The organism is Streptomyces sp. BL1 (assembly GCF_057628045.1).
The window spans coordinates 3,443,039-3,456,975 of sequence record NZ_JBXYWZ010000002.1; the positions used below are offsets into that span (position 1 = coordinate 3,443,039).

Genomic DNA, 13,937 nt, shown 5'->3' on the forward strand with positions numbered 1-13,937 from the left:
CTCGACTTCGTGGAACGGGACTTGCTGGATCTAGGGGACGTGCGGGGCGTACCCCTCATACACAATACGGCCGCGGCGCTCCGTGGAGCACCGCGGCCGCAGAGGGACCTGAGGGCTCAGTCGCGGCCCAGCGCGCGCATGGCGCGCTCGGTGACGTCGCTCACCTTGCCCAGCGCGGAGATCGTGGTGACCAGATCCTGCGCCTTGTAGTGGTCGATGATCGGCTCGGTCTCACTGTGGTAGACGGCGAGCCGCTTGCGCACGGTCTCCTCGCGGTCGTCGTCCCGCTGGTACAGCTCCCCGCCGCAGACGTCGCAGACGCCTTCCTTCTTGGGCGGGCTGTACTCGGCGTGGAAGACGTGGCTGCTGTCGCTGCGGCAGATACGCCGGCCGGCGATCCGCTTCACGACCTCGTCCTCGGGGACCTCCAGGTCGAGCACCGCGTCCAGCTTCTGGCCGGCCTCGTCGAGGAGTCCGTCCAGTGCCTCGGCCTGGGCGGTGTTCCGGGGGAACCCGTCGAGCAGGAAGCCGTTCTCGGCGTCCGGCTCTGCCATCCGGTCGCGGGCCATGCCGATCGTGACCTCGTCCGGCACCAACTGCCCGGCCCTCATGTACTCCTGGGCCTGCTGCCCGAGGGCAGTGCCCTGGCTGATGTTGGCCCGGAAGAGGTCACCGGTCGAAATGTGCGGAATGGACAGGTTCTCGGCGAGGAACGCGGCCTGTGTTCCCTTGCCCGCGCCCGGCGGTCCGACGAGGACGATACGCATCAGCGGAGGAACCCTTCGTAATGGCGCTGCTGAAGCTGGCTCTCGATCTGCTTCACGGTCTCAAGCCCCACACCCACGATGATCAGGATGCTCGTACCGCCGAACGGGAAGTTCTGCTGAGTGTTGAACATGATCAGCGCGACGGTCGGCACCAGGGCGATCAGCCCCAGGTAGAGCGAGCCGGGCCACGTGATGCGGTTCAGCACGTAACTCAGGTACTCGGCCGTGGGGCGGCCCGCCCGGATGCCCGGGATGAAGCCACCATACTTCTTCATGTTGTCAGCAACTTCCTCGGGGTTGAAGGAGATGGAGACGTAGAAGAAGGCGAAGAAGACAATCAGCAGGAAATACGTGGCGATGTAGATGGGGTGATCGCCCTTGACGAAGTGCGCCTGGATCCACTGGGCCCAGCCTGCCTGGGATCCGCTGAACTGAACGATGAGCGCCGGGATGTAGAGCAGCGACGACCCGAAGATGACGGGAATCACACCCGCCTGATTGACCTTCAGCGGAATGTAAGTGGACGTACCACCGTAGGACCGGCGGCCAATCATTCGCTTCGCGTACTGCACGGGGATGCGCCGCTGAGCCTGCTCGACGAAGACCACCAGGGCGACCATCGCGAGACCGCAGGCGATGACGGCGCCGAACTCGATCCAGCCGTCGGCCAGTTTGCCCTGCTTCTTGATGGCCCAGAGGGCGCCGGGGAAGCCGGCGGCGATCGAGGTGAACATCAGGATCGACATGCCGTTGCCGATGCCGCGGTCGGTGATGAGCTCGCCGAGCCACATGATGAGCGCCGTGCCGGCCGTCATCGTGATCACCATCGTGATGGTGGTGAAGATCCCCTGGTCCGGGATGATCTGGTCACGGAGCTGGCACTGCGGGAAGAGGGAGCCGCTGCGGGCGGTGGCCACCAGGCCGGTCGCCTGCAGGATTGCGAGCGCCATCGTGAGATAGCGCGTGTACTGGGTGATCTTCGCCTGGCCGGCCTGCCCCTCCTTCTTCAGGGCTTCGAGCCGTGGGATGACCACCACCAGCAGCTGCAGGATGATGCTTGCCGTGATGTACGGCATGATCCCGAGGGCGAAGATGGTCAACTGCAGCAGCGCGCCACCACTGAACATGTTGACCAGGCCGAACAGCCCCTGGCTGCCCTGGGCCTGCTTCATGCACACATTCACGTTCTCAAAGCTCACCCCCGGGACCGGGATGTGCGCCCCGAGCCGGAAGAGCACCATGACGGCGATTGTGAAGAGCAGCTTCTTGCGCAGGTCGGGCGTCTTGAACGCCCGGGCGAACGCGGTGAGCACGGTGCCTCCTGCGCCCCCCGCGTTCGCTACGCGAGAGGTGACGGTCTTGAGGATCGACAGTTATCTACAGTGCACGCCACCTTACCGGCGGCGGCACTTCCCTAGGAACGAACACCCATGGAAATACAGACCGGGGACGCCCCATTGGGACATCCCCGGCCTGTGAGTCAACGAGCTCAGCCGAGCTCAGTGACGGTTCCGCCAGCGGCGGTGATCTTCTCCTTGGCGGTGCCGGAGACCTTGTCCACGGTCACCGTCAGCGCGACGGACACCTCGCCGGCGCCCAGAACCTTGATGAGCTGGTTCTTGCGCACCGCGCCCTTGGCCACCAGGTCGGCCTTGGTGACCTCGCCGCCCTCGGGGTAGAGGTCGGCGAGCTTCTCCAGGTTCACCACCTGGAACTGCTTGTGGGCGGGGTTCTTGAAGCCACGGAGCTTGGGCAGCCGCATCTGCAGCGGCATCTGCCCACCCTCGAAGCCTGCCGGAACCTGGTACCGGGCCTTCGTGCCCTTGGTGCCACGACCCGCGGTCTTGCCCTTCGAGGCCTCACCGCGACCCACACGGGTCTTGGAGGTCTTGGCGCCCGGGGCAGGACGGAGGTTGTGGACCTTCAGCGGGTTGTTCTCCGCCATCTCAGTCGACCTCCTCGACCGTGATGAGGTGCCGCACGGCGTGCAGCTGCCCGAGCACCACGGCGTTGCTCTCGCGCACGGCCACGTCGTTGACGCGCTTCAGACCGAGGGTCCGCAGCGTGTCACGGTGGTTCTGCTTCGTCCCGATGACGGAACGCGTCTGCGTGATCTTGAGGTTCGCCATTACGCGGTCACCCCAGCACGCGCCCGCAGCAGAGCGGCGGGTGCGACGTCCTCGAGCGGCAGACCACGACGGGCGGCGATCTCCTCGGGGCGCTGAAGCCCCTGCAGAGCCGCACGCGTGGCGTGCACGATGTTGATCGGGTTCGACGAGCCGAGCGACTTGCTCAGCACGTCGTGGATGCCTGCGCACTCGAGCACGGCACGCACCGGGCCACCGGCGATAACACCGGTACCGGGCGAAGCCGGCTTGAGGAGCACGACACCCGCGGCTTCCTCACCCTGGATCGGGTGCGGAATGGTGCCCTGGATGCGGGGGACCTTGAAGAAGTGCTTCTTGGCCTCCTCAACGCCCTTGGCGATGGCGGCCGGCACCTCCTTGGCCTTGCCGTATCCGACACCCACGGTGCCGTCACCGTCGCCCACCACGACCAGCGCGGTGAAGCTGAAGCGACGACCACCCTTCACTACCTTGGCGACGCGGTTGATCGCGACAACGCGCTCAACGTACGCGGTCTTCTCGGCGGCTGCGCCGCCGTCCCGGCCCTTACGGTCCCGCCGCTCGCCGCCGCCGGCGCCGCCACCGCGACGCTGGGGTCCAGCCATTGGAATTACCTCTCTCGTTTACGTCCGCTAGCTCACAGCGATGTTCAGTCGCTGCCGCGACGGGCGGCTCAGAACTTGAGTCCGGCCTCGCGGGCGGCGTCAGCCAGAGCGGCAATCCGCCCGGCGTACTTGTTGCCACCGCGGTCGAACACGACGGCCTCGACACCCGCGGCCTTCGCACGCTCGGCGACCAGGGTGCCGACCTGCTTGGCCTGCTCGCCCTTGGCAGCTTCGCCACCACGGACGGAACCGTCCAGGTGGGACGCCGAGGCCAGCGTGTGGCCCGCGATGTCGTCGATGACCTGAGCGGTGATACCGCGGTTGGAGCGCGTCACAACCAGCCGAGGGCGCTCGGGCGTGCCCGAGACCTTCTTACGGATGCGGATGTGACGGCGCTTGGCGGCGGCGCGCTTGTAGGCGTCGCCCTTAGCGATCTTCACGCCGTATGCCATGGCTTACTTACCAGCCTTTCCGACCTTGCGGCGGATGGTCTCGCCCGCGTACTTGACGCCCTTGGCCTTGTACGGGTCAGGACGACGCAGCTTGCGGATGTTGGCGGCGACCTCGCCGACCTTCTGCTTGTCGATGCCCGCGACCGAGAACTTGGTCGGGGACTCGACAGCGAACGAGATACCTTCCGGCGCCTCGATCAGGATCGGGTGGCTGTAGCCCAGGGAGAACTCCAGGTTGGAGCCCTTGGCCTGGACGCGGTAACCCACGCCACTGATTTCGAGGTTCTTGCTGAATCCCGTGGTCACGCCAGTGATCATGTTCGCCACCAGCGTGCGGGACAGGCCGTGCAGGGCCTTGTTCCTGCCCTCGTCGTTCGGGCGGGAGACGACGATGTTGCCGTTCTCCTCGTCCTTCGCGACCTTGATCGGCTCCGAGACGGTGACGGACAGGTTGCCCTTGGGCCCCTTCACGTCGACCTTCTGGCCGTCAAGGGTGACGTCCACACCGGCGGGAACCTGGATGGGGAGCTTGCCGATACGCGACATTGCTTTTCCTCCGTTCCCTTCCGTTACCAGACGTAGGCGAGGACTTCCCCACCCACGCCCTTCTTGCTCGCCTGCTTGTCGGTCAGCAGACCGTGCGACGTGGAGATGATCGCCACGCCGAGGCCGCCGAGAACCTTCGGCAGGTTGGTGGACTTCGCGTAGACCCGCAGACCCGGCTTCGAAATCCTCTTGATGCCGGCGATCGAGCGCTCGCGGTTCGGACCGAACTTCAGCTCAAGTACGAGGTTCTTGCCCACCTGGGCGTCCTCGGTCTTCCATCCGGTGATGAAGCCCTCCTGCTGGAGGATCTCCGCGATGTGCGACTTGATCTTGCTGTGCGGCATCACGACAGAGTCGTGGTAAGCCGAGTTCGCGTTCCGCAGACGCGTCAGCATGTCTGCGATCGGATCGGTCATGGTCATGTGATGGCCTTCGGCCTCTCTCGCCGGGGTTTCCTGTATGCGCCCTCCCTCTCCCCGTATCAGGACGGGACGGGTGGGGTGCGGGGACCTACGGCGTAGTAAGCGTCTTCTCGCGGGGGGTGACCCGCGGACGGTCATGGGCGACGGGGGCCCAACCACACAAGGCTAAGCCATGCGGGGTCGGGCTCCCGCCGTCCCTGAGCTCTTACCGAGAGTCCTGGCTGGTCTTCCCGAAAGGGAGGATTACCAGGAGCTCTTGGTCACGCCCGGCAGCTCACCGCGGTGCGCCATCTGGCGAAGGCACACGCGGCACAGGCCGAACTTGCGGTAGACGGAGTGCGGGCGGCCGCAACGCTGGCAGCGCGTGTAGGCACGCACCGCGAACTTGGGCTTGCGCGCAGCCTTGGCGATCAGAGCCTTCTTCGCCATGTCAGTTCTCCTTGAACGGGAAGCCGAGGTGACGAAGGAGGGCACGACCCTCGTCGTCGTTGGTCGCCGTGGTGACCACGGTGATGTCCATGCCCCGGACCCGGTCGATCTTGTCCTGGTCGATCTCGTGGAACATGACCTGCTCCGTGAGACCGAAGGTGTAGTTGCCCCGGCCGTCGAACTGCTTCGGCGACAGCCCGCGGAAGTCGCGGATGCGCGGCAGCGCGAGCGACAGCAGGCGGTCCAGGAACTCCCACATCCGGTCGCCACGCAGGGTCACGTGGGCACCGATCGGCTGGCCCTCACGCAGCTTGAACTGCGCGATGGACTTGCGGGCCTTGGTCACGGCCGGCTTCTGGCCGGTGATCGTGGTGAGGTCCTTGATGGCACCCTCGATCAGCTTGGAGTCGCGGGCGGCGTCGCCCACACCCATGTTGACCACGATCTTGGTGAGACCCGGGATCTGCATGACGTTCTCGTACGAGAACTCTTCCTGCAGCTGGTCCTTGATCTCGGAGCGGTAGCGCTGCTTGAGGCGCGGGGAGTCAGTGGTGGCAGTCATCAGATGTCCTCACCGGTCCGCTTGGCAACGCGGATCTTGTTGCCGTCCTCATCGAAGCGGTGCCCGACGCGCGTGACGACCTTGCTGCCCTCGTGCTCCACGACGAGCTGCACGTTGCTCACGTGGACGGGTGCTTCGGTCGTCACAATGCCGCCGGTCTGCGAACCGCGAGCGGTCTGGCCGGCCTTGGTGTGCTTCTTGACCCGGTTGACACCCTCGACCAGGACGCGGTCCTCGCGGGGGAAGGCCGCGATGACCTTGCCCTGCTTGCCCTTGTCCTTACCGGTGATGACCTGTACCAGGTCGCCCTTCTTGATCTTCATGGTCACAGCACCTCCGGCGCGAGCGAGATGATCTTCATGAACTTCTTCTCGCGCAGCTCACGGCCCACCGGGCCGAAGATACGGGTGCCGCGGGGGTCGCCATCGTTCTTGAGGATGACGGCCGCGTTCTCATCGAAGCGGATGTACGAGCCGTCGGGGCGGCGGCGCTCCTTCACGGTGCGCACGATGACCGCCTTGACGATGTCGCCCTTCTTCACGTTCCCGCCCGGGATCGCGTCCTTGACGGTAGCGACGACGACGTCACCGATGCCCGCGTAGCGCCGGCCCGAGCCACCGAGAACACGGATGGTGAGAATTTCCTTCGCACCCGTGTTGTCGGCGACGCGAAGCCGAGACTCCTGCTGGATCACGTCTATCTCCTGATCGTCTGCCGGTTCCCGGCAGGGGCTCCTCCACGAAGGAGGAGGCCCCTGCCAAGCCTGGCGGAACTAGCCCTGGGAAGTCCCAGGCTGCAATTTGTGGGATTCCCTTGCGGGAATTGCCTACTTGGCCTTCTCGAGGATCTCGACGATGCGCCAGCGCTTGGTCGCGGACAGCGGCCGGGTCTCCATGAGGAGGACACGGTCGCCGACACCCGCAGCGTTCTGCTCGTCGTGCGCCTTGAGCTTGTTGGTACGGCGGATGACCTTGCCGTACAGCGCGTGCTTCACGCGGTCTTCAACGGCGACGACGACGGTCTTGTCCATCTTGTCGCTGACGACCAGACCCTCGCGGGTCTTGCGGAAGCCACGCTCCTGCTTCTGCTGTTCAGTCACATTCGTCTCGCTCATCAGGCGCTCTCCACCGTCTCGATGCCCAGCTCACGCTCACGCATCAGGGTGTAGATCCGGGCGATGTCCTTGCGCACGGCCTTGAGACGGCCGTGGTTCTCAAGCTGTCCGGTCGCCGCCTGAAAGCGGAGATTGAACAGCTCCTCCTTGGACTCGCGGAGCTTGCCGACAAGCTCCTCGTTGCCCAGCTCGCGCAGCTCGGACGCCTTGGTTCCGGCCGCCATCACGATTCACCTGCCTCGCGCCGAACGATCCGGCACTTCATCGGAAGCTTGTGGGCGGCGCGGGTCAGCGCCTCCTTGGCAATCTTCTCGTTCGGGTAGGACAGCTCGAACATCACCCGACCGGGCTTGACGTTCGCGACCCACCACTCAGGCGAACCCTTACCGGAACCCATGCGAGTCTCGGCGGGCTTCTTGGTGAGAGGGCGGTCCGGGTAAATGTTGATCCAGACCTTGCCGCCACGCTTGATGTGACGGGTCATCGAGATACGAGCTGCCTCGATCTGACGGTTCGTCACGTACGCGCCGCTGACGGCCTGGATGCCGTACTCACCGAAAGCAACTTCGGTGCCACCCTTGGCCATGCCCTTGCGCTTGGGGTGGTGCTGCTTGCGGTGCTTGACCCTGCGAGGGATCAGCATTGTGGTCAGGCCTCCGTTCCGGTGCTTTCAGCAGCCGGAGCGGCAGCTGCGTCGGCCTTGGGGGCCTCGGCAGCGGCGGCATTCTGCTGCTGCGGCTTACGGCCGCGGCCGCCACGCTCGCCACCACGACGGGGGCGGTCGTTGCCGCCACCGCGCGACGGGCGGTTGCCCGCACGGGCGGCAGCGTTCTCGGCGCGGACCTCAGCGATGTTCTTGACGTCGCCCTTGTAGATCCAGACCTTCACGCCGATGCGGCCGAAGGTGGTCTTGGCCTCGAAGAAGCCGTAGTCGACGTTCGCGCGGAGCGTGTGCAGGGGCACGCGGCCCTCGCGGTAGAACTCCGAACGCGACATCTCGGCACCGCCGAGACGGCCACCACACTGGATCTTGATGCCCTTGGCGCCGGCCTTCATCGCCGTCTGCATGCTCTTGCGCATGGCGCGACGGAAGGAGACGCGGGAGGACAGCTGCTCGGCAACGGCCTGGGCCACCAGCTGCGCATCCGTCTCGGGGTTCTTGACCTCGAGGATGTTGAACTGGATCTGCTTGCCGGTCAGCTTCTCCAGGTTGCCCCGGAGACGGTCGGCCTCCGCGCCGCGACGGCCGATGACGATGCCCGGCCGGGCGGTGTGGACGTCGACGCGGACGCGGTCACGCGTGCGCTCGATCTCCACCTTGGAGATGCCGGCCCGCTCCATGCCCTGCGTGAGCAGGCGACGGATCGCGACGTCTTCCTTGACGTAGTCCTTGTACAGCTTGTCGGCGTACCAACGGGACTTGAAGTCCGTGGTGATGCCGAGCCGGAACCCGTGCGGGTTTACCTTCTGGCCCATTACCGGGTTCCTTCCTTGCTGCTCACGACCACGGTGATGTGGCTCGTCCGCTTGCGGATCCGGTAGGCGCGGCCCTGGGCGCGCGGCCGGAACCGCTTCAGGGTCGGGCCCTCGTCGACATACGCCTCGGAGATGAAGAGGCTGTCGGCGTCCGTGTGGTCGTAGTTGTGCGCGGCGTTGGCGATGGCGCTGTCCAGCACCTTGCCCACCGGCACGCTCGCGGCCTGCGGGGTGAAACGCAGGGCCGCCTGAGCGTCCGTGGCATCCATGCCGCGGACAAGGTCCACCACACGGCGGGCCTTCATGGGCGTGACACGCACGTAGCGTGCCTGGGCCCTGGCTTCCATGGTTGTCCCTTCGGTGTCAGTCATAGTCATTCACACCCGCCGGTCAGCGACGCCGCGACTTGCGGTCGTCCTTGACGTGGCCCTTGAAGGTGCGGGTCGGCGCGAACTCGCCGAGCTTGTGGCCGACCATCGACTCGGTGACGAACACCGGGACGTGCTTGCGGCCGTCGTGCACCGCGATCGTGTGGCCGAGCATGGCCGGGACGATCATCGAGCGGCGAGACCAGGTCTTGATGACGTTCTTGGAACCCGCGTCGTTCTGCGTGTCCACCTTCTTGATGAGGTGGTCGTCGACGAAGGGTCCCTTCTTGAGACTGCGCGGCATCTAAAGACCCGCCTCCTAACGCTTCTTGTTCGTCTTGCGGCGGCGGACGATGTACTTGTTGCTGGCCTTCTTCGGCGAGCGCGTACGGCCCTCCTTCTGACCCCACGGCGACACCGGGTGCCGGCCACCGGAGGTACGACCCTCACCACCACCGTGCGGGTGGTCGATCGGGTTCATGACCACACCGCGGACGGTCGGGCGAACGCCCTTCCAGCGCATACGGCCGGCCTTGCCCCAGTTGATGTTCGACTGCTCGGCGTTGCCGACCTCGCCGACAGTGGCGCGGCAGCGGACGTCGACCAGCCGGATCTCACCGGAAGGCATGCGGAGGTGGACCATGCGGCCCTCCTTCGCGAGGAGCTGCACGGAAGCACCCGCGGAACGGGCCAGCTTCGCCCCGCCACCGGGCCGCAGCTCGATGGCGTGGATGGTCGTACCGACCGGGATGTTGCGCAGCGCCAGGTTGTTGCCCGGCTTGATGTCGGCCCCGGGGCCGTTCTCCACGCGGGCGCCCTGCTTCAGGCCGGCCGGCGCGAGGATGTAGCGCTTCTCGCCGTCGGCGTAGTGCAGCAGCGCGATGCGCGCGGTGCGGTTCGGGTCGTACTCGATGTGCGCGACCTTGGCCGGCACGCCGTCCTTGTCGTGACGACGGAAGTCGATCACTCGGTAGGCGCGCTTGTGGCCACCGCCCTGGTGACGAACGGTCACACGACCGGCGTTGTTACGGCCGCCCTTGCTGTGCAGCGGGCGGACCAGCGACTTCTCCGGCGTGGACCGCGTGATCTCGACGAAGTCGGCGACGCTGGAGCCACGACGGCCCGGGGTCGTCGGCTTGTGCTTGCGGATACCCATTTCTCAGTCCTCGTCCGATATCGGACGATCCTGTCTCCGTTAGGAGACCGGACCGCCGAAGATGTCGATACGGTCGCCCTCGGCGAGGGTCACGATGGCGCGCCGGGTGTCGGCACGCTTGCCGTAACCGGTGCGGGTGCGCTTGCGCTTGCCCTGCCGGTTGATCGTGTTGACCCCGGTGACCTTGACCGAGAAGACCGCCTGGACGGCCTGCTTGATCTGGGTCTTGTTGGCGTGCGGGTCGACGATGAACGTGTACTTGTTCTCGTCCAGCAGCGCGTAGCTCTTCTCCGAAACCACCGGCTTGACGAGAACGTCACGCGGGTCGGTGAAGGCCTTGCTCGCCGGGGTCTCGACGGTGTTCTTGCCCTCGACGGCGATCCGGGCCGCCTTGGCCTTGCGAGCGGCCTTGGCCGCCTTCGCAGCCTTGGGCGCGATGCTCGGGTGTCGCGTAGCCATCAGGCCTCGCTCCCTTCGGTCTTCGTACGCGCGGCCACGAAGGACTCGAAGGCGGCCTTGGTGAAGACCACATCGTCGGAAACGAGCACGTCGTACGTGTTCAGCTGGCCCGGCTCCAGGATGTGCACCTGGGGCAGGTTGCGGGCGGAGAACCACGCGGCCTCGTCACTGCGCTCGGCCACCAGGAGCAGGTTCTTGCGCTCGCTGATCTTGCCGAACAGGGACTTGGCGGCCTTCGTGGAGAACTCGCCCTCGACCACGCCGGAGACGACGTGGATGCGCTCGTGACGGGCCCGGTCGGAGAGGGCACCGCGCAGGGCGGCGGCCTTCATCTTCTTCGGGGTCCGCTGCGAGTAGTCACGCGGGACGGGGCCGTGGACGGTGCCACCGCCGGCGAACTGCGGTGCACGCACCGAGCCCTGCCGGGCACGGCCGGTGCCCTTCTGGCGGTACGGCTTCTTGCCGCCGCCGCGGACCTCGCCGCGCGTCTTGGTCTTGTGCGTGCCCTGACGGGCCGCGGCCAGCTGCGCGACAACGACCTGGTGGATCAGCGGAACGCTGGCCTGCGCGTCGAAGATCTCCGAGGGGAGCTCGACGGTCCCGGTCTTGTCGCCTGCCGGCGAAAGGATGTCAATGGTGCTCATCGTTACCTCAGGCCCCCTTGGCCGACGTACGGACCAGGACGAGGCCGCCGTTCGGACCGGGGACTGCGCCCTTGATGAGCAGCAGGCCCTTCTCCGCGTCAACGGCATGGACGGTCAGGTTCTGGGTGGTGACCCGCTCGTTGCCCATGCGGCCGGCCATGCGGGTGCCCTTGAACACTCGGCCCGGGGTGGCACAGCCACCGATGGCGCCCGGCTTGCGGTGGATGCGGTGCGCACCGTGGGAGGCCTTGCCACCACGGAAGCCGTGCCGCTTCATACCGCCCGCGAAGCCCTTGCCCTTCGACTTGCCGGTCACGTCGACCTTGAAGCCGGCCTCGAAAGCCTCGGCGCTGATCTCCTGGCCGAGCGTGTACTCGGCGGCGTCGGAGGTGCGCAGCTCCACGAGGTGGCGGCGCGGGGTCACATCGGCCTTGGCGAAGTGGCCCTTGAGGGGCTTGTTCACCTTGCGCGGGTCGATCTCGCCAAAGGCGATCTGAACGGCCTCGTAGCCGTCCTTGTCTGCGGTGCGGACCTGGGTCACGACATTCGGCCCGGCCTTGACGACGGTCACGGGGACAACGCGGTTGTTGTCGTCCCAGACCTGAGTCATGCCGAGCTTCTCGCCCAGGACGCCCTTGATCTGCTTAGCCATCTCTACGACACCCCTCAGAGCTTGATCTCGATGTCGACGCCGGCCGGAAGGTCCAGGCGCATCAGCGAGTCAACGGTCTTGGGGGTCGGTTCGAGAATGTCGATCAGACGCTTGTGGGTACGCATCTCGAAGTGCTCGCGCGCGTCCTTGTACTTGTGCGGCGACTTGATGACGCAGTACACGTTCTTCTCAGTGGGCAGCGGCACCGGGCCCGCGACCGACGCACCGGTACGGGTCACCGTCTCGACGATCTTCTTCGCCGAGTTGTCGATGACCTCGTGGTCGTAGGCCTTGAGCCGGATGCGGATCTTCTGTCCCGCCATGGCTACTTCGTAGTCCTGTCTCTCGTAACGCTCTGGAACCCGTGGGTCTTCACCCCGTGCCCGACCCACGCGGTCGGGCGTGTCGTAACCCTCCCGGATTTCTCCGAGGAGATGTCCCTAGGGAAGGAGTCGGGGGTTGAAGCCCACCGGGTGCCTGGCTGAAGCCCCTCCCACGCTTCCCGGAAGATTCCCGTATTTCCGCCCCTGATAAGAGGCGACGAATACTCTGGGACTCGCTTCCAGTCCTCCCGGCGGGAGGCGCGCGGCATCGGCACTCAACCGAGCAACCTGGACAGTGTGCCACAGGCCGGTCGGTCAAGGCCAATCGGAGTATGTGTCAATAGCGGCTCGGCCGCGGGCCCCGAGCCAGGCAGTGGGAAACCCCACCCACCTGACGGTGAGTGGGGTTTCCAAAGGTCAAGTGACCCTGATCCGGAATTACTTCAGGATCTTGGTGACCTGGCCGGCGCCCACGGTACGGCCACCCTCACGGATGGCGAACTTGAGGCCTTCCTCCATGGCGACCGGCTGGATGAGCTGAACGTTCATCTCAGTGTTGTCGCCCGGCATGACCATCTCGGTGCCCTCGGGGAGGGTCACGACGCCGGTCACGTCGGTGGTGCGGAAGTAGAACTGCGGGCGGTAGTTGTTGAAGAAGGGGGTGTGACGGCCACCCTCGTCCTTCGACAGGATGTACGCCTGCGCCTCGAACTCCGTGTGCGGGGTGACCGAGCCCGGCTTGATGATGACCTGGCCGCGCTCGACGTCCTCGCGCTTGATACCGCGGAGCAGCAGACCGACGTTCTCACCGGCCTGGCCCTCGTCAAGGAGCTTACGGAACATCTCGATACCGGTGACGGTGGTCGAGGTCTTCGTGTCCTTGATGCCGATGATGTCGACGTTCTCGTTGACCTTCAGCACACCGCGCTCGATGCGGCCGGTGACGACCGTACCGCGACCGGTGATGGTGAAGACGTCCTCGATCGGCATCAGGAACGGCTTGTCGGTGTCACGGTCCGGCGACGGGATGGCCTCGTCGACGGCGTCCATGAGCTTGAGGATGCCCTGAGCGGCGTCCTCGTCGCCCTCCAGCGCCTTGAGCGCGGAGACCTTGACGACCGGGGTCTCGTCGCCCGGGAACTCGTACTCCGAGAGAAGCTCACGGACCTCGAGCTCGACGAGCTCCATGATCTCCTCGTCGTCCACCATGTCGGCCTTGTTCAGGGCGACGACGATGGCCGGCACGCCGACCTGGCGGGCCAGGAGCACGTGCTCCTTGGTCTGCGGCATCGGGCCGTCGGTGGCGGCGACCACGAGGATGGCGCCGTCCATCTGGGCGGCACCGGTGATCATGTTCTTGATGTAGTCCGCGTGACCCGGGCAGTCGACGTGCGCGTAGTGACGGTTCTCCGTCTGGTACTCGACGTGCGCGATCGAGATCGTGATACCGCGCTGGCGCTCTTCCGGCGCCTTGTCGATGTTCTCGAACGCAGAAGCCTGGTTCAGCTCCGGGTACTTGTCATGCAGCACCTTGGTGATCGCCGCGGTAAGAGTCGTCTTACCGTGGTCGATGTGACCGATGGTGCCGATGTTGACGTGCGGCTTAGTCCGCTCGAACTTCGCCTTCGCCACTGGGGTCCTCCTGTGGACTGGTGCTGTACACCCTCCACATTCTGCGGAGGGGTTCAGGTGGTCGTACCGAACCGGTCAGGACCCCGAGGGGGACGCCCTTGACCTGTTCGCTTTGGGGGCGGGCTAGCGGGGCCCGGTGCACACCGCCTGTTGGGCGGTGTGCACCGGAATGCCCCGAATGCCTTTGCTCCAGCTTAAGGGTTG

24 protein-coding genes are annotated in these 13,937 nt (G+C 65.9%); all 24 read right to left on the reverse strand.

The genetic code is table 11. The annotated features are described in order from the left end of the window. Nucleotides 1-116 precede the first annotated feature (116 nt). Nucleotides 117-767 carry an adenylate kinase gene (locus AC3AGO_RS15100; RefSeq protein WP_487820718.1) on the reverse strand — a complete coding sequence of 217 codons (651 nt, stop codon included), beginning with the start codon at nucleotides 765-767 and terminating at the stop codon, nucleotides 117-119. Next, nucleotides 767-2,080: a preprotein translocase subunit SecY gene (gene secY / locus AC3AGO_RS15105; protein ID WP_487820719.1), complete on the reverse strand. Its 1,314-nt coding sequence runs from the start codon at nucleotides 2,078-2,080 to the stop codon at nucleotides 767-769. The genes AC3AGO_RS15100 and secY overlap by 1 nt, the downstream gene beginning before the upstream one ends. Nucleotides 2,081-2,256: 176 nt before the next feature. After that, the gene (gene rplO, locus AC3AGO_RS15110; protein ID WP_487820720.1) at nucleotides 2,257-2,712 is read right to left on the reverse strand and encodes a 50S ribosomal protein L15; all 456 of its coding nucleotides are present in this window, start codon (nucleotides 2,710-2,712) and stop codon (nucleotides 2,257-2,259) included. Nucleotide 2,713: 1 nt separating this feature from the next. Beyond that, the gene (gene rpmD, locus AC3AGO_RS15115; RefSeq protein WP_487820721.1) at nucleotides 2,714-2,896 is read right to left on the reverse strand and encodes a 50S ribosomal protein L30; all 183 of its coding nucleotides are present in this window, start codon (nucleotides 2,894-2,896) and stop codon (nucleotides 2,714-2,716) included. Further along, a complete protein-coding gene (gene rpsE / locus AC3AGO_RS15120; RefSeq protein WP_487820722.1) occupies nucleotides 2,896-3,498 on the reverse strand; it encodes a 30S ribosomal protein S5 in 603 nt (200 codons plus the stop codon). The genes rpmD and rpsE overlap by 1 nt, the downstream gene beginning before the upstream one ends. A gap of 68 nt (nucleotides 3,499-3,566) precedes the next feature. Then, complete coding sequence (gene rplR, locus AC3AGO_RS15125) at nucleotides 3,567-3,950, reverse strand: 50S ribosomal protein L18 (protein WP_487820723.1); 384 nt, start codon at nucleotides 3,948-3,950, stop codon at nucleotides 3,567-3,569. A 3-nt stretch (nucleotides 3,951-3,953) separates the two neighbouring features. Then, nucleotides 3,954-4,496, reverse strand: a complete 543-nt coding sequence (gene rplF / locus AC3AGO_RS15130; RefSeq protein ID WP_487820724.1) for a 50S ribosomal protein L6 — start codon at nucleotides 4,494-4,496, stop codon at nucleotides 3,954-3,956. A 23-nt stretch (nucleotides 4,497-4,519) separates the two neighbouring features. Continuing rightward, nucleotides 4,520-4,918 carry a 30S ribosomal protein S8 gene (gene rpsH, locus AC3AGO_RS15135; RefSeq protein ID WP_487820725.1) on the reverse strand — a complete coding sequence of 133 codons (399 nt, stop codon included), beginning with the start codon at nucleotides 4,916-4,918 and terminating at the stop codon, nucleotides 4,520-4,522. 243 nt (nucleotides 4,919-5,161) lie between these two features. Further along, nucleotides 5,162-5,347 carry a type Z 30S ribosomal protein S14 gene (locus tag AC3AGO_RS15140; RefSeq protein WP_028427770.1) on the reverse strand — a complete coding sequence of 62 codons (186 nt, stop codon included), beginning with the start codon at nucleotides 5,345-5,347 and terminating at the stop codon, nucleotides 5,162-5,164. A 1-nt stretch (nucleotide 5,348) separates the two neighbouring features. Then, nucleotides 5,349-5,909, reverse strand: a complete 561-nt coding sequence (rplE, locus tag AC3AGO_RS15145) for a 50S ribosomal protein L5 (RefSeq protein ID WP_487820726.1) — start codon at nucleotides 5,907-5,909, stop codon at nucleotides 5,349-5,351. Then, complete coding sequence (rplX, locus tag AC3AGO_RS15150) at nucleotides 5,909-6,232, reverse strand: 50S ribosomal protein L24 (RefSeq protein WP_487820727.1); 324 nt, start codon at nucleotides 6,230-6,232, stop codon at nucleotides 5,909-5,911. The genes rplE and rplX overlap by 1 nt, the downstream gene beginning before the upstream one ends. 2 nt (nucleotides 6,233-6,234) lie before the next feature. After that, nucleotides 6,235-6,603: a 50S ribosomal protein L14 gene (gene rplN, locus AC3AGO_RS15155; protein WP_019354942.1), complete on the reverse strand. Its 369-nt coding sequence runs from the start codon at nucleotides 6,601-6,603 to the stop codon at nucleotides 6,235-6,237. Nucleotides 6,604-6,735: 132 nt separating this feature from the next. Next, complete coding sequence (rpsQ, locus tag AC3AGO_RS15160; RefSeq protein WP_487820728.1) at nucleotides 6,736-7,023, reverse strand: 30S ribosomal protein S17; 288 nt, start codon at nucleotides 7,021-7,023, stop codon at nucleotides 6,736-6,738. Beyond that, nucleotides 7,023-7,247, reverse strand: a complete 225-nt coding sequence (gene rpmC, locus AC3AGO_RS15165; RefSeq protein ID WP_345748018.1) for a 50S ribosomal protein L29 — start codon at nucleotides 7,245-7,247, stop codon at nucleotides 7,023-7,025. The genes rpsQ and rpmC overlap by 1 nt, the downstream gene beginning before the upstream one ends. Next, nucleotides 7,247-7,666: a 50S ribosomal protein L16 gene (rplP, locus tag AC3AGO_RS15170; RefSeq protein ID WP_487820729.1), complete on the reverse strand. Its 420-nt coding sequence runs from the start codon at nucleotides 7,664-7,666 to the stop codon at nucleotides 7,247-7,249. The genes rpmC and rplP overlap by 1 nt, the downstream gene beginning before the upstream one ends. A 5-nt stretch (nucleotides 7,667-7,671) precedes the next feature. Continuing rightward, on the reverse strand, nucleotides 7,672-8,499 hold the full coding sequence (gene rpsC / locus AC3AGO_RS15175) for a 30S ribosomal protein S3 (protein ID WP_487820730.1): 828 nt from the start codon (nucleotides 8,497-8,499) through the stop codon (nucleotides 7,672-7,674). Next, nucleotides 8,499-8,846, reverse strand: coding sequence for a 50S ribosomal protein L22 (gene rplV / locus AC3AGO_RS15180; RefSeq protein WP_487824666.1), 348 nt, complete (start codon nucleotides 8,844-8,846; stop codon nucleotides 8,499-8,501). The genes rpsC and rplV overlap by 1 nt, the downstream gene beginning before the upstream one ends. Nucleotides 8,847-8,889: 43 nt before the next feature. Then, complete coding sequence (gene rpsS, locus AC3AGO_RS15185; RefSeq protein WP_487820731.1) at nucleotides 8,890-9,171, reverse strand: 30S ribosomal protein S19; 282 nt, start codon at nucleotides 9,169-9,171, stop codon at nucleotides 8,890-8,892. A gap of 15 nt (nucleotides 9,172-9,186) precedes the next feature. Continuing rightward, nucleotides 9,187-10,023, reverse strand: a complete 837-nt coding sequence (rplB, locus tag AC3AGO_RS15190; RefSeq protein ID WP_487820732.1) for a 50S ribosomal protein L2 — start codon at nucleotides 10,021-10,023, stop codon at nucleotides 9,187-9,189. 39 nt (nucleotides 10,024-10,062) lie between these two features. After that, nucleotides 10,063-10,482, reverse strand: coding sequence for a 50S ribosomal protein L23 (gene rplW, locus AC3AGO_RS15195; protein WP_487820733.1), 420 nt, complete (start codon nucleotides 10,480-10,482; stop codon nucleotides 10,063-10,065). Next, nucleotides 10,482-11,126 carry a 50S ribosomal protein L4 gene (rplD, locus tag AC3AGO_RS15200; RefSeq protein WP_487820734.1) on the reverse strand — a complete coding sequence of 215 codons (645 nt, stop codon included), beginning with the start codon at nucleotides 11,124-11,126 and terminating at the stop codon, nucleotides 10,482-10,484. The genes rplW and rplD overlap by 1 nt, the downstream gene beginning before the upstream one ends. A gap of 7 nt (nucleotides 11,127-11,133) precedes the next feature. Then, nucleotides 11,134-11,778: a 50S ribosomal protein L3 gene (gene rplC / locus AC3AGO_RS15205; RefSeq protein WP_487820735.1), complete on the reverse strand. Its 645-nt coding sequence runs from the start codon at nucleotides 11,776-11,778 to the stop codon at nucleotides 11,134-11,136. A 14-nt stretch (nucleotides 11,779-11,792) separates the two neighbouring features. Next, complete coding sequence (rpsJ, locus tag AC3AGO_RS15210; RefSeq protein WP_487820736.1) at nucleotides 11,793-12,101, reverse strand: 30S ribosomal protein S10; 309 nt, start codon at nucleotides 12,099-12,101, stop codon at nucleotides 11,793-11,795. 438 nt (nucleotides 12,102-12,539) lie between these two features. Next, on the reverse strand, nucleotides 12,540-13,733 hold the full coding sequence (gene tuf / locus AC3AGO_RS15215) for an elongation factor Tu (RefSeq protein WP_487820737.1): 1,194 nt from the start codon (nucleotides 13,731-13,733) through the stop codon (nucleotides 12,540-12,542). Nucleotides 13,734-13,937 lie beyond the last annotated feature (204 nt).

Excerpts from the sequence above, each read along its gene's own strand:
- rpsQ (WP_487820728.1), bottom strand. The coding sequence starts at position 7,023 with ATGAGCGAGACGAATGTGACTGAACAGCAGAAGCAGGAGCGTGGCTTC.
- rplP (WP_487820729.1), bottom strand. The coding sequence starts at position 7,666 with ATGCTGATCCCTCGCAGGGTCAAGCACCGCAAGCAGCACCACCCCAAG.
- rplB (WP_487820732.1), bottom strand. The coding sequence starts at position 10,023 with ATGGGTATCCGCAAGCACAAGCCGACGACCCCGGGCCGTCGTGGCTCC.
- rpsH (WP_487820725.1), bottom strand. The coding sequence starts at position 4,918 with ATGACCATGACCGATCCGATCGCAGACATGCTGACGCGTCTGCGGAAC.
- rplE (WP_487820726.1), bottom strand. The coding sequence starts at position 5,909 with ATGACTGCCACCACTGACTCCCCGCGCCTCAAGCAGCGCTACCGCTCC.
- rpmD (WP_487820721.1), bottom strand. The coding sequence starts at position 2,896 with ATGGCGAACCTCAAGATCACGCAGACGCGTTCCGTCATCGGGACGAAG.
- rpsE (WP_487820722.1), bottom strand. The coding sequence starts at position 3,498 with ATGGCTGGACCCCAGCGTCGCGGTGGCGGCGCCGGCGGCGGCGAGCGG.
- rplC (WP_487820735.1), bottom strand. The coding sequence starts at position 11,778 with ATGGCTAAGCAGATCAAGGGCGTCCTGGGCGAGAAGCTCGGCATGACT.
- AC3AGO_RS15100 (WP_487820718.1), bottom strand. The coding sequence starts at position 767 with ATGCGTATCGTCCTCGTCGGACCGCCGGGCGCGGGCAAGGGAACACAG.
- rplO (WP_487820720.1), bottom strand. The coding sequence starts at position 2,712 with ATGGCGGAGAACAACCCGCTGAAGGTCCACAACCTCCGTCCTGCCCCG.
- rpsC (WP_487820730.1), bottom strand. The coding sequence starts at position 8,499 with ATGGGCCAGAAGGTAAACCCGCACGGGTTCCGGCTCGGCATCACCACG.
- rplV (WP_487824666.1), bottom strand. The coding sequence starts at position 8,846 with ATGGAAGCCAGGGCCCAGGCACGCTACGTGCGTGTCACGCCCATGAAG.
- rplW (WP_487820733.1), bottom strand. The coding sequence starts at position 10,482 with ATGGCTACGCGACACCCGAGCATCGCGCCCAAGGCTGCGAAGGCGGCC.
- rpsJ (WP_487820736.1), bottom strand. The coding sequence starts at position 12,101 with ATGGCGGGACAGAAGATCCGCATCCGGCTCAAGGCCTACGACCACGAG.
- rplF (WP_487820724.1), bottom strand. The coding sequence starts at position 4,496 with ATGTCGCGTATCGGCAAGCTCCCCATCCAGGTTCCCGCCGGTGTGGAC.
- rpmC (WP_345748018.1), bottom strand. The coding sequence starts at position 7,247 with ATGGCGGCCGGAACCAAGGCGTCCGAGCTGCGCGAGCTGGGCAACGAG.
- rpsS (WP_487820731.1), bottom strand. The coding sequence starts at position 9,171 with ATGCCGCGCAGTCTCAAGAAGGGACCCTTCGTCGACGACCACCTCATC.
- rplX (WP_487820727.1), bottom strand. The coding sequence starts at position 6,232 with ATGAAGATCAAGAAGGGCGACCTGGTACAGGTCATCACCGGTAAGGAC.
- rplR (WP_487820723.1), bottom strand. The coding sequence starts at position 3,950 with ATGGCATACGGCGTGAAGATCGCTAAGGGCGACGCCTACAAGCGCGCC.
- AC3AGO_RS15140 (WP_028427770.1), bottom strand. The coding sequence starts at position 5,347 with ATGGCGAAGAAGGCTCTGATCGCCAAGGCTGCGCGCAAGCCCAAGTTC.
- rplD (WP_487820734.1), bottom strand. The coding sequence starts at position 11,126 with ATGAGCACCATTGACATCCTTTCGCCGGCAGGCGACAAGACCGGGACC.